The organism is Levilactobacillus tongjiangensis, assembly GCF_003946345.1.
Lineage (GTDB): Bacteria > Bacillota > Bacilli > Lactobacillales > Lactobacillaceae > Levilactobacillus > Levilactobacillus tongjiangensis.
In genome coordinates this window covers 12248-24859 of sequence record NZ_RHNY01000014.1, presented here as the reverse complement: position 1 = coordinate 24859, position 12612 = coordinate 12248, and the positions used below count along the sequence as shown (strand labels likewise).

11 protein-coding genes are annotated in these 12612 nt (G+C 48.3%); 1 reads left to right on the top strand and 10 read right to left on the bottom strand.

Annotation, left to right across the window (positions count from 1 at the left end):
* Nucleotides 1-108: 108 nt before the first annotated feature.
* The gene (rpsU, locus tag EKM75_RS09120) at nt 109-297 is read right to left on the bottom strand and encodes a 30S ribosomal protein S21 (RefSeq protein ID WP_011667518.1); all 189 of its coding nucleotides are present in this window, start codon (nt 295-297) and stop codon (nt 109-111) included.
* 180 nt (nt 298-477) lie between these two features.
* On the opposite strand from rpsU, the gene EKM75_RS09115 reads away from it, so the two are divergent.
* Entirely contained in the window at nt 478-1305 is an 828-nt protein-coding gene (locus EKM75_RS09115) for a pyruvate, water dikinase regulatory protein (RefSeq protein ID WP_125693952.1), read from the top strand.
* 102 nt (nt 1306-1407) lie between these two features.
* Here EKM75_RS09115 and EKM75_RS09110 read toward each other — a convergent pair whose 3' ends face one another.
* The 9 genes from EKM75_RS09110 to hisS form a co-directional block, all read right to left on the bottom strand.
* Nucleotides 1408-2094 (bottom strand): class I SAM-dependent methyltransferase, encoded by a 687-nt coding sequence (locus EKM75_RS09110; RefSeq protein WP_125693950.1) that lies wholly within the window; start codon nt 2092-2094, stop codon nt 1408-1410.
* Nucleotides 2095-2157: 63 nt separating this feature from the next.
* The gene (locus EKM75_RS09105) at nt 2158-3087 is read right to left on the bottom strand and encodes a deoxyribonuclease IV (RefSeq protein ID WP_125693948.1); all 930 of its coding nucleotides are present in this window, start codon (nt 3085-3087) and stop codon (nt 2158-2160) included.
* A complete protein-coding gene (locus EKM75_RS09100; RefSeq protein WP_125693946.1) occupies nt 3087-4307 on the bottom strand; it encodes a CDP-glycerol glycerophosphotransferase family protein in 1221 nt (406 codons plus the stop codon). Before EKM75_RS09100 ends, EKM75_RS09105 begins: the two co-directional genes overlap by 1 nt.
* Nucleotides 4308-4326: 19 nt before the next feature.
* A complete protein-coding gene (locus EKM75_RS09095; RefSeq protein ID WP_125681186.1) occupies nt 4327-5136 on the bottom strand; it encodes an ABC transporter permease in 810 nt (269 codons plus the stop codon).
* A 19-nt stretch (nt 5137-5155) separates the two neighbouring features.
* Nucleotides 5156-6304, bottom strand: coding sequence for a CDP-glycerol glycerophosphotransferase family protein (locus EKM75_RS09090; RefSeq protein WP_225426693.1), 1149 nt, complete (start codon nt 6302-6304; stop codon nt 5156-5158).
* 996 nt (nt 6305-7300) lie between these two features.
* A complete protein-coding gene (locus EKM75_RS09085) occupies nt 7301-8176 on the bottom strand; it encodes a YitT family protein (protein ID WP_125693944.1) in 876 nt (291 codons plus the stop codon).
* A 228-nt stretch (nt 8177-8404) separates the two neighbouring features.
* A complete protein-coding gene (gene msrA / locus EKM75_RS09080; protein ID WP_125693942.1) occupies nt 8405-8932 on the bottom strand; it encodes a peptide-methionine (S)-S-oxide reductase MsrA in 528 nt (175 codons plus the stop codon).
* A 209-nt stretch (nt 8933-9141) separates the two neighbouring features.
* Entirely contained in the window at nt 9142-10926 is a 1785-nt protein-coding gene (gene aspS / locus EKM75_RS09075) for an aspartate--tRNA ligase (protein ID WP_125694028.1), read from the bottom strand.
* Between the two features lie 34 nt (nt 10927-10960).
* Nucleotides 10961-12256 (bottom strand): histidine--tRNA ligase, encoded by a 1296-nt coding sequence (gene hisS / locus EKM75_RS09070; RefSeq protein ID WP_125693940.1) that lies wholly within the window; start codon nt 12254-12256, stop codon nt 10961-10963.
* Nucleotides 12257-12612 lie beyond the last annotated feature (356 nt).

Sequence of the window (12612 nt, the reverse complement as noted above, 5' to 3'; positions counted from 1 at the left end):
ATTTCTGGTAACGATTAACTAACTGCCCAAGAATCACTAAAATGGCAACGAAAAAGCCTCAGGGTCCGAAGACCTTGAGGCTTTTTCGTTAACTTGCAAAAAGAGCTATTAGAAACGCTTCTTCTTGGCTTTACGCTTACGCGCAGCTTCTGATTTTAACTTTTTCTTCACACTTGGTTTTTCGTAAAATTCACGTTTACGGTATTCTTGTAAAGTACCGCTACGGGAAACCGTACGTTTGAAGCGCCGAAGAGCGTCGTCAAAAGACTCGTTTTTGCGAACGACTGTCTTTGCCATATAAAATTCCCTCCCTCCGAGCACAAGTAATAACGTCGGTTGGAATCTCTCCACCGGCGTAACGGTTCTTAACTATTATACATAAACAGCCAAACCGCGTCAATAACGCTGGCAATAAAATTTGAACCGATTTCGTAGACGGGTTAAACTAGAAGAAAACGTTTAGAGGAGTTGCTCGCCATGCCACAGATAAATATCTTCATCGTTTCCGATTCTTCAGGTGAAACGGCCCTGACCGTTGCGCAAACTGCTATCTCCCAGTTTCCCACGATTAAAGCTAGCTATCAACGCTTCCCGTTCATTCAGACGGACTCGATTCTCGATGGTATCCTCAACCTCGCTAAGAAGCAGCGGGCCATGATTTTCCACACTCTGGTCAATGCCAAACTCAGCAAGCACGTCCGTGAATTTGCTGCCGCCAATCAACTACAACAATTTGATTGCATTCAACCAGCCATGGCCGTGATGCGTCAGGCCACCAATTTGGAACCCGAGGGCGTCCCCGGACTGGTCCACAACCTGAATGATACGTATTTCGACCGTATAGCCGCCATGGAGTTCGCCGTGACCTACGATGACGGTAAGGACCCCACTGGTCTTCTTAAGGCTGACATCGTCATTCTCGGGGTTTCACGGACGTCTAAGACACCGTTGTCTCTGTTCCTGGCCAACCGGAACTTACGGGTCGCCAACCTGCCGTTAGGTCCTACTACGCAGCTTCCAGACGAACTGTGGCAGGTCGACCCCAAACGAATTTTCGGTCTGACCAACAAGCCGGAATCACTCAGAAAGATTCGTCAGGAACGGATGTTGTCTTACGGCCTACCTGCGGACAGTGCCTACTCCGATACTAAGAAGATCAGTGAAGAGTTGGACTACGCTCAGAAAATCTACAAGAAGATTGGGTGCCTAGTAATCGACGTCTCAAACAAGTCGATTGAAGAAACTGCCACACTAATTATGGAAAGTGTGGATTATGACTTGATACCTCATCCTTTAGCCGATTAGCCTTCTAAAAAGGAAAAACGTTTGTGACCGAAACTAGTCACAAACGTTTTTCCTTTTTTTGCTATCACTACTCAATTAGAACCGATGCATCCCGGCGCTAACTTACTTCTTAGCGACTAAGACTCGCGTACTCAGCAACGCGTACATACCATCGAGGCCAGCATGTCGGACACTAACTGCCCTCACACCAAGTTGACCCAATTGATTCCGATATTCGTTGACGTGTTCAATATCCAAAATCACCAGGTGGCCGTCTGGCTTCAGAACTCGGTAGGCCTCAGCAATCGCTTGTTGGCGACTAGCCTTGGGTTTCACGTTATGAATCGAGAGACTCGCCACAACTTCATCAAAATAATTATCCTCGAAAGGCAGGCGAGTCATATCTCCGGTCACCAACTCACTGACGTCGCTAACACCAGCTTGATCAATATTCTGCTGCGTCTCCGCCATTGCGTTGCCTGATTGGTCGCCCCGTTTCCAAATGTCTAAACCAATCACGCTTCCCGGAACACTTAACCGTTGGGCAATCTCCAATAGAAAAGCCCCATGACCTGTCCCCAGATCCAGTACCCGCTCATGACCACCAAGCTGCATTTCTGCAACTACTCGCTTGATAAGCCTATATTTTCCCCACAACGACGTATACAAATACATACCCGCAAACAAGAACAGAGCCAGTGGAAAAAGGTAGTTAGTCCACTCCCCAGAAGTAACTGCCACCACCGTCCCCACGATACCAACTAGTAAAAACACGATTGGCACTAATGGCGCATCGACACCTTTTTTCATCTTAAATTTCTCTCCCTACTTTTCCTACTCCTACGAAAAAAATGAATCATTTATCCTACATTACTACCGCGTTAAAAATGCATCGACCGGCTTCTCAGCTAAAACATCCGCTTCTAAATCCGGATTAAACCGCTGGGCCTTTAGCATGGCAACCTCATAACCATGAGGATTGACCCCATGCTTGCGGTCTGGTCCAATCACAGGCGTCTCCATGATCTTCGGTACTGCCGTCAATTGGGGATGATGGGCCACGCCATTCAACACGTCAAACCCCAGTGTTCCCAATCCAATGTTGGTGTGGCGGTCCTTGTGGCTCCCCTGAGGGTTCTTGGAATCGTTCAGGTGAATCACCTTCAGCTTGTCCAACCCAATGACCTGGTCAAACTCCCGCAAAACCCCGTCAAAATCACCAGCAATGTCGTACCCAGCATCACTAGTATGACAGGTGTCAAAGCAAACTGACAACCGGTCATTGGCCGCCGTAGCGTCCATAATGGCCGCTAACTCCTCAAAGGTGCGGCCAACCTCAGTTCCCTTGCCAGCCATAGTTTCCAAGGCGATCTGGACGGGTTCCTTGGCTGCACCAAGAATTTCATCAAGCCCCTTCGCAATTTGTGCAATGGCTACGTCGGCGCCGGCACCTACGTGGGCCCCTGGATGCAGGACAATTTGAGTGGCACCAATGGCAGCTGCTCGTTCGACCTCAGCTGTTAAAAATTCTACAGCAAAGCCGTAATTTTGCGGCTTGGTCGTATTGCCTAAGTTGACCACGTAAGGCGCGTGGACCACGACCGCCCGTTGTTGGTGATCCACCATGAACGCCTTACCTGCTTCAATGTTCAGTTCTTCAATGGGTTTGCGCCGTGTGTTTTGAGGTGCCCCGGTATAAACCATGAAGACATTTTCACCGAAACTGGCCGCCTCTTGAGCTGAGCCCAACAACATGTCCTTACCCTTCATACTAACGTGTGACCCGATTAAAAATTCTGCCATTACTCTGCATCCCTCCCGTGAAGAATAACCTGCGCCACCTGTCGACTGGCGGTTCCGTCCTCCCACTCACAGAACTTGTGATAGAAGGCGGCTTGACGGTCCGCAAATCCCGTAAACTCACCAGCCATTGCCCAATCATCTAGTCGCTGATAAAAGGCGGTCGCCGTCGTCACCAGTGGTCCCGGAATTTCTTTTTCATAATCAAAGTAAAACCCTCGGAGCTGATCACGATAATGTTCCAAGTCATAGGCAAAGAACAACTCTGGCCGTTTTAAATTAGCGAAGTCAAACATGACTGACGAGTAATCCGTAATCAGCAGATCCGAAATCAAGTACAGTTGCGCAATGTCCGTGTCCGCCAGTACCGTGACTCGGTCCTCAAACCCACGAATATCAATGGCATCCTTTACCAGGTAATGGGGCCGAATGACCAGGTGCGTCCCCGTGGGCACGTGTTGAAAGAACTCACCCAGGTCAAATGGCAGGTCAAACTGATAGACGCCCGGCCGAACCGCCATGTCATCACGCCAGGTTGGTGCGTAGGTGACCACTGGCCCAGTAACTGGCCCGAGAAGTGCTGCCTTTATCGCCGTGATTTGTTGGTCACTGGTCGCGTATAGCACGTCGTTACGAGGATAGCCGATTGCCAAAGAGTGGTTGCGAAACCCAAAAGCCGATTTAAAAATATCTTGTGAGTATTGATTAGGCGCAATGAGGTAATCCCACCGTTGCGCCGCCGTCACAAATTCTTGATGGTAAGCTGCTGTAGTGGTTCCAGGAATTGCGACGTGCTCGATGTCGGCGCCCAACTTTTTCAAGGGCGTTCCGTGCCAAGTCTGAATCGTCGTGGTCCGCCGGTTTTTATGCCACCAGTTGGGTAACCGTGAATTCAATACCCAGAATTCCGCCCGGGCCATCAGTGCGACCCAACCCGGTGTAAAACGCTTGACCAACTTAATCTCAGGATACTTAGCGTGTAGGCTCGCATATTCACTGGGCTTCACACTAAAATACGCCGTCTGTGCGTACGCGGGATTTTCTCGCACCAGTTCACGATAAATTGCGGCCGGATTGTCATTGACGTCCTTCCCATTGAAACTTTCAAAGATGACTTGTTGCCGTTTGATTGGTAAACAAATAAGCCCATCGTTCAATACGATGAGCCCACAGCGAGCAACAAGCTTCAATGACCGAATGATACCTTGTAAACCTTTAGCCATTTGAGGTTGCCCCTTTCAATTAAATTAAGTCAACGAACCGTGATCGGAACTTGTAGTGCAAGTGTGACCCAATCAACAGTACGAAGAAAACGAAGGACCAAAATTCTAGCGTCAACATTGGATGCTGCCAGAACCAACCAGTCCCAATGAAGGATTCCCGGAACCCGTTAACAATGTAATAGTACGGGTTTAATTCTAATAAGTGCACGAATGGTGCTGGGAAAGACGTGGTCACAAAGTTAAACAGCACACCAGATACGTAGAATAACATCCGCATCACGGATTGTAACAGGATGTGGTAGTCACGAACCAGGACACTGATACAAGAGTTCAACACCCCTAACGCCACTAACAAACAAATCATGGCGAAGAAGTAATAGATCCACTGTAACCAAGAAACTTGTGGATAGACCCCGTTCAGCAAACCGATAAAGATGGAGAAAACCATCATCGTCCAGAAAGAACTGAGGTTGCTGACCACTTTAATCGTGGGCAGCGCTGAGACTGGAAACTTCATCTTGGCAACCATGTTGACCCGTTGATAGATACTCTTAGACGCATCCAACGTCGCCCGGTTCATGAAGAACCAGGGGGTAATCCCAATCACCATCCAAGGCAGATATCCCACCCCGTTCAATGGTTGACCATGTTTCAACCCAACACCGAAGACTAACCAGTAAATCCCGATTTGAATCAGGGGGTATAAGTATTCCCAAGCTAAACCTAAGTAATGGCTTTGGTAACTTGCTTGATCCTCGTAACGAGAAATCCGAAAAATAATCCCGATACTTGAAATCTGTTCTTTAAATAAGGTCATGACCTCTTTCAAGGCACTGCACTCCTTTAGTTTAATCGGATAATAGTGCCACGTAGCGGTCAATCACACGTTGCGTGGCCGCACCGTCGTTAGCACTATTCCAATGAAGATTAAATTCAGTTAAATCTGTCTGTCGATCCGCACGAATCGCCGTAGCTAGCTGCTCACAGGTCCGTAACTCGGGGCCCGGTAACCAGTCTTGCAAATCCGCCTGCACCCCCGGATTACGCGTATATTCTTTCAAGTCATACAGGAAAAATAACAAGCTGTGAGCGTTTGGCAATAAGCTGTAGTCAAAAGCAACGGACGAATAATCCGTAACAAGCGTGTCCGCCACGGTCAATAGATCCGTTGTACTCAGGTGCTGAGCCACTACCACCTGATCGCCCAGTTCATGCTGCAATGCGGTCGCCTTAGCGCGTAAAGCCGGGTGTAGTTTGACGACCACACGTGAGTCCGGATCAGCAGCCAAAGCCACACCCAACCCCGCTGGTGGCGTGAACGTGACGCCCTCGCGGTACGTTGGCGCATACAAGATTACTCGGTGGCCAACTAGCTCCGGTGCCAACCGGGCTACCCGCGCCCTGGTACGCGTGATCCAACCAGCGTCTTGCAGCCGATCGGACCGCGGATACCCAAGTTCTTGCATGCGGTCAGGAGCTACCCGGTAACTCCGAGCAAACACCTCACCCATGGCGGCAGAGCCCACCACGAACTCATCAAATTGATCATAAACCGCTTGGAAGCGCCGTTGGTCACTCTTTGACCGTTCGGCGGTCGTGGGATCATCCCACCCAAACCGCTTAATGGCACCAGCGGCGTGCCAGACCTGTACGATACGCATGCCTTTGGGGTGCCTCAAGCCCCCCAAGAAGGCGTAGTAATTATCGCAAAACAGGACTCGCGCTCGCATAATCTGGGGAATACCCTTCACAACAAATTGCAGGTTATCCCGTAACGGTCGCGTGACGATGCCCACCGCGGCCAAGTTGGTTGCCGAGGCCTCGTGTTCCGGCCGATAATAGACTACCAACCGTTGTCCGGCGGGAAGTGCCGCCGCGAGTGCCTTAATGAACGGCAAATTGTCCGTAAAACTCATTAAGTAGACCACATCGGTTTGCCGACGGCCCGCACTCAGAAACGACATTAGCCGGATCAACCATAAATAAATCTCTTTCACGTTAATCACCAATATCACTTATTTTCGCTGCCCATAACATCGAGAATTATACCACATCTACCCTGTGAACCTAGGGATTTTTAAGAACCTTTAAGGATTCGACCTCAATTTCTTTGGAAATATTTCCAGTTAACAGCTGTAGCCACCGCCAACCTCTTCTAAAGTGGTCCTACTCCAGCGGCCAGGAATTCCGCCTGCTGTGGGGACGCTTCAGCCTAAGAACGGGCTTCTCGCTCGATTTGAAGCCACGAAAAACCCGTGTCTTCAAAGTCGCCCATGCTGTAACCTGGAAAAATCACCAGCTTATCTGCCTTTAAAAGATTCCAACCTTCTATTACTTCCAAAAGGTTGAAAGTACTGAAACATCCACTATAACTGATACAACTAGGATTGGGCATTGATGTTTAGCCAGACATAGCGAAAAATTACCGCCTTACCGTTCGCCAAATTTGGACTGGGACGCGGCGGGAAGGACGGGACAAGCCAAAAGGCGGTCTTACCCCTCGCTTGAAGCCGCAATGCACATCTTCAAGTCGCCATTTTCAAGAAAATCACTTAAAAATCCCACGTCTGAGTCCAAATTTGGCTCACTCTCGGCTACCTAGTGACGCGCTAAAAGTACTGAGTAAGTGATGTCCATTCCAACATTTAAGCTAGCATAGTTTCCAAGAAGCTGTTTAACCGGAGGCGGTCAGAGGTGGCGCCAGCTGTGTCGACGGTGTTAGCCGATTTTCGGCTTACACCGTGGGACGTGTTTGAAGACTGGTGGTTTTTCCAGGCTTCAAACCGAGCCGGAGGACCGCTGCTTAGGCCGCAGGCGTTCCCCACAGCAGGCGTAATCTCTGACTGCCGCAGGTGGCTGGGTAAGACTAATTTTAAGTCTATAGCACTTTACTAGTCTTGGTTTGACAATGGTTTCCGAACTTTCAACCTTTAGCTACTTTTAAAAAAAATCGACCAGCCTCCGCGTGGAAGACCAGTCGATCGGTGAAAAAATCACCATTTTGGCTCGTAGAAATGTCCTAAGATCTTCACCGTGTCCGAAATGCTGACAAACGCCTTCGGATCAGCCTCTGTCATGGCTGCTTCCAGTTCATCCATCTCGTAACGGGTGATGACCGTAAATAGAATCGTCTTTTCATCATGATGGTAGGCCCCTTCGGCCCCGTGGACAATGGTAATACCTCGTCGAAGATGATTTTGAATGCTATCAATCACTGTTTTAGGCCGATCGGTAATGATCATGACCTGCATTCGTTGTTGACGGGTGAAGGTCATGTCGATCACCTTAGCGTTGACGAACAGTCCCAGCGCAGAATACAGTGCGTAAGGCCAGCCATAAACAAACCCGGCACTCAACACAATCAGACTATTGAACGCAATGTTGATGGTCCCCATGCTCCGGCCAGTTTTGCGCCGTAAGACGATGCCAATAATATCCAAACCACCGGTAGAAATCCCATTCTTCAAGGCAAAACCGGTCCCAAACCCGTTGACGGCGCCCCCAAAAATCGCACAAATAATCGGATCACTAGTCAAATGAATGGGCTGAATCACCCGAATCATGACCGACGCGAAGAGCACACAGATAAACGTAAAGACTGTGAAGGACTTACCAATTTGTTTCCATGCCAGGAAAAACATGGGGATGTTAATCAGAAACAGCCCTAACCCAGTATTGATGTGAAAGGCCCCTAGCCCGGCAGTTAACGTGTTGACCAACTGTGCCAGCCCGGTAACCCCGGAAGAATAGATATGACCCGGTGTCCAAAAAAAGTTCACCGCAATGGAGACCAACACCCCATAGAAGAAGGCAACCGAAAACTTTGCCATATATGTGTGTCGTTTTAACAACTGCTGAACATCATCCATGATTTAAAAACAGACCTCACTTATTTTTTGATGTCCCGTATCGCTTAGACCAATTACAGCCATCACACACACGAAACATTTTCCTTAGTAGACGCTTTGCTCGGCCTAGTATAGCATTTTATTAGCCTGACGGCCACGCCAACCCGCGGGCTCTTAGCGACTTTTAATCTTTAGACCAAATGATTACCGAAGATCGAAAACCCCCGCAATTAATCTCATTCCCGATTGCTAGTCCTGTGACCAATTGGCAGCAACAAACGCTGCTCGACCGCCAGCCTCTTCCTGGGCGAAGCGCTCCGGCTGCTTCCGGTAAAACTGCTGGTGTCGTTCCTCAGCCACAAAGAACGGTTGAACCACTTGAATTTTTGTCACGATGGGCTTGCTAAACTGTTCACGCGCCTGCAAGGCCGCCCGGGATTCCTGAGCCACTGCCAACTGGGCCGCACTGTTCACGAAGATCACTGGTCGGTAGTTCGAGCCCCGGTCTTGAAACTGGCCACCATCATCGGTCGGGTCCGTTTGTTGCCAATATAAATCAACCAACTGCCGGTAGCTAACCACCGCGGGGTCAAACCAGATCTTAACCGCTTCAGTGTGTCCCGTATGTTGGGCCTTAACCTGCTCATAGGTCGGATCAGTTACCGTACCACCACTGTATCCCGACAAAACTTTTTTGATTCCGGGGAACGTGTCAAAGGGTCGGACCATGCACCAAAAACAACCGCCCGCAAACGTTGCCGTTTCAATTTCACTCATCATAATCACTCCATTTTCTAATGATTCTATTAAACGGCTTTTTTCAAGTGCCGTCAAGACCCGAATGACGCTGTCAATTCTGACAAATGCCATAAAAAAAGATTCATAACACCCTTAATTTCACAGAATTAAGGTCTGTTACGAATCTTCTTTTACCAACGTCGAACCGTGCTAAGACGTTTCGACCATGGCTATTTTAAAGAGCTAACTTATTCCTTCGTTTTCTCAGGGTCAGCAACTCTTAAGTAAAGTTCGCCTAATTGTTCTTCGCTAACTTCACTTGGTGCCTTGGTCATTGGTTCCGTTGCCTTAGAGTTCTTAGGGAACGCGATAACATCACGAATGTTTTCACGCTTTGCTAAGAGCCGAACGAAACGGTCCAACCCAATGGCGATACCACCATGAGGTGGGAAACCGTAATCCAAGGCATTTAGTAAGAACCCAAATTGCTTGTCGGCACGTTCTGGCGTAAAGCCTAAGGCTCTCAACATCTTCATTTGCAGTTCATGTGAGTGGATCCGGATTGAACCCCCACCTAATTCCAAACCGTTTAAGATAATGTCATAGCTTTGTGCGTAGGCTTGAGTTGGGTCTTCGCCTTCATCCAAGAAGTGTTCGTCACCAATAGCAGGTGCCGTGAATGGGTGATGGGCTGGAACCCAACGCTTAGCGTCAACATCGTATTCAAACAATGGCCAGTTAACAACCCATAAGAAGGCCCACTTGTTTTCATCAATCATACCTTGTTCCTTGGCAATTGCCTTACGCAAGTATCCAAGGGAAGCAGCAACGACCCGCTTGGAGTCAGCAACGAAGAGTAACAAGTCACCGCTCTTGGCACCAGTCTTTTCGTTGATTCGCTTGAACCAGTCGCCTTCGTTGAAGAACTTAGCGATTGGACCGCTGTAACCATCATCCGTAACCTTCATCCAAGCTAAGCCCTTAGCACCGAAACGTTCGATGTATTGTTCATACTTGTCGATTTCTTTACGGCTGTACTTGTCAGCACCACCAGGTACGGCAATTGCTTTAACTTGGCCATCGGCAGCGGCATCAGCAAAGACCTTGAATTCTGACTTGCCCATGATGTCGGTCAAGTCCTTCAGTTCCATCCCAAACCGAACATCGGGCTGGTCGGTACCGAAGCGAGCCATGGAGTCGTCCCAGTCGAGACGTTCGAATGGTAACTTCACGTCAACGCCCAGAGCATCCTTCATAACCTTCTTGATCAAGCCTTCGGTCATGTCTTGGATTTCTGCAGAAGTTAAGAATGACGTTTCAACGTCAATTTGGGTAAATTCTGGTTGACGGTCACCACGCAAGTCTTCGTCACGGAAGCAACGCGCGATTTGGTAGTAACGGTCAAAGCCGGAACCCATCAATAATTGCTTAAATAATTGTGGTGATTGAGGTAATGCATAGAAGTGACCAGGGTAAATCCGTGAAGGAACTAAGTAGTCCCGAGCACCTTCAGGCGTTGACTTGGTCAGGTTAGGCGTTTCGATATCAATGAAGCCATTGTTATCGAAGTAACTATGTACGGAATGAAGAATCCGACTACGTAGTCTGATAGCCTTTTGCATTTCTGGACGACGTAAGTCTAAGTAACGGTACTTCAACCGGACTTCGTCGGAAACGTTGATACCATCTTGAATGTAGAATGGCGGCGTCTTGGCCTTGTTCAACAGGTTGATGCCGGTAACCCGAACTTCAACTTTCCCAGTCTTCATGTCAGGATTGATTTCCTTGGCAGAACGGGCAACGACAGTCCCTTGGATTTCAATGACGTACTCACTCCGTAGTTGATCAGCTACAGCCAAAGCATCCTTGCCATATTCATCACTGAATACTAATTGGACAATTCCTTCACGGTCACGTAAATCAATAAAGATCAAGTTCCCGAGGTCACGGCGCTTTTGTACCCAACCCTTCAATACAACTGTTTGGTCGAGATATTTTTCATCAACCAATCCAGCATAAGTGGTTCGTTTCAAGTTCTGTTCCATTGTAATCCCCTCTTACCTTTTTTTATTTTGTCGCAAAATGGGTATTTACGACATCCTGAAAACTTGTATAAATGTCGGCTAATGGTACGCTAACCTCTTCACCCGTGGCCATTGATTTCAAGTTAGCCGTTTGATTGGCTAATTCTTGATTCCCAATGGTCAGTGTATAGGCTGCCGACAGGCGGTTAGCAGTTTTGAACTGTGCTTTAGGCTTACGAGCCAGGTAGTCACGGTCGGCAGACAATCCTGCACGACGAATCGCTTGAACTAACTTGAGTGTTTCAAGCGACGTTTCGTCACCAATTCCAACCACGTAAACGTCTAACGAATTCACATCAGGAATGGCAACCTTTTCTGCTTGCATCAGCAGAACCAATCGTTCAACTCCTAATCCAAACCCAACACCGGGCATCTCAGGTCCACCCAATTCCTCAACCAGTCCGTTGTACCGGCCACCTGCTAAGACGGTCGTGTAACCCTCACCCAATGCAGGTGAGTCTGCCATGATTTCGAAAATGGTGTGATTGTAGTAATCCAATCCCCGAACCATCGTGGCATCAACATCGTAGTCGATTCCCAGAGTGTCCAAGCTAGCCTTGACCCGTTCAAAGTGAGCCGTTGCTTCTGGCGTTAAGAAATCGAGGATTGAAGGGGCATCAGCCACGATCTCTTGATCGTGTTGATCCTTACTATCAAGTACCCGTAGTGGGTTCTTGTGTAACCGGACCTTCGAGTCTTCACTTAATTCGTCAAAATGCGGTTCGAGAAAGTCAATCAAGGCTTGCCGGTAAGCATCACGGGACGCTTTGTCACCGAGTGTGTTCAGGGCTAAACGTAAATGCGTCAACCCTAACTTCGACAACAAGTTCATGCCTAAGGCAATTACTTCAACGTCTAATTCCGGAGCATCGCTACCAAAAGCTTCGACCCCGATTTGATGGAATTGACGTTGCCGTCCTGATTGCGGACGCTCATACCGAAACATTGGTCCCATGTAGTAGACCTTGTAGGGTTTCGTGGTTTCAGGCCCGTACAATTTGTTTTCAACAAATGCCCGAACCACGCCGGCAGTTCCTTCTGGCCGTAAAGACAAATGCCGATCGCCTTTATCTTTAAAGTCGTACATTTCCTTGGTCACGATGTCTGAAGTATCTCCAGACGTCCGTGAGAAGACTTCGAAGTTTTCGAACATTGGTGTTCGAATCTCAGCGAAGCGGTAGTTAGCAAACAACTGGCGCGCAGTAGCTTCGACGAACTGCCAAGTTTCTGAATCTCCTGGTAAAATGTCCGCCGTGCCCTTTGGTCGTTGGTAACGCATGAGCATTCTCCCTTTCTGCGCCTGTAGAAAATAAAAAGCGCCCCTGTCTTTTGACAAGGGCGCAAAGTATGCACGGTACCACCTTTTATATTCTCTGCAGGATAACGTTGCAAACGAATGACGACTAGCGTCATTAGCCTCAAAAGTGTCTTCGGAGTCACACCGTTAACCGTTCCCATCAACACGGTCTCTCTACAAACGTGATTTCTCCTACTGGTCTCTCTCACTGGCAAATATTTAATTCTCGTTAAGCATAATTAAAATCTCCTGAAAAGTCAACCCCCTTTCTCACAGAATCTTCAGGTACTGAAAGTAATCGTGGTATAATGAAACCTAATTTGAATAAGGAGACACAG

Coding starts and splice junctions, on each gene's coding strand:
- rpsU (WP_011667518.1), bottom strand. CDS start 297: ATGGCAAAGACAGTCGTTCGCAAAAACGAGTCTTTTGACGACGCTCTT.
- EKM75_RS09115 (WP_125693952.1), top strand. CDS start 478: ATGCCACAGATAAATATCTTCATCGTTTCCGATTCTTCAGGTGAAACG.
- EKM75_RS09110 (WP_125693950.1), bottom strand. CDS start 2,094: ATGAAAAAAGGTGTCGATGCGCCATTAGTGCCAATCGTGTTTTTACTA.
- EKM75_RS09105 (WP_125693948.1), bottom strand. CDS start 3,087: ATGGCAGAATTTTTAATCGGGTCACACGTTAGTATGAAGGGTAAGGAC.
- EKM75_RS09100 (WP_125693946.1), bottom strand. CDS start 4,307: ATGGCTAAAGGTTTACAAGGTATCATTCGGTCATTGAAGCTTGTTGCT.
- EKM75_RS09085 (WP_125693944.1), bottom strand. CDS start 8,176: ATGGATGATGTTCAGCAGTTGTTAAAACGACACACATATATGGCAAAG.
- msrA (WP_125693942.1), bottom strand. CDS start 8,932: ATGAGTGAAATTGAAACGGCAACGTTTGCGGGCGGTTGTTTTTGGTGC.
- hisS (WP_125693940.1), bottom strand. CDS start 12,256: ATGCGTTACCAACGACCAAAGGGCACGGCGGACATTTTACCAGGAGAT.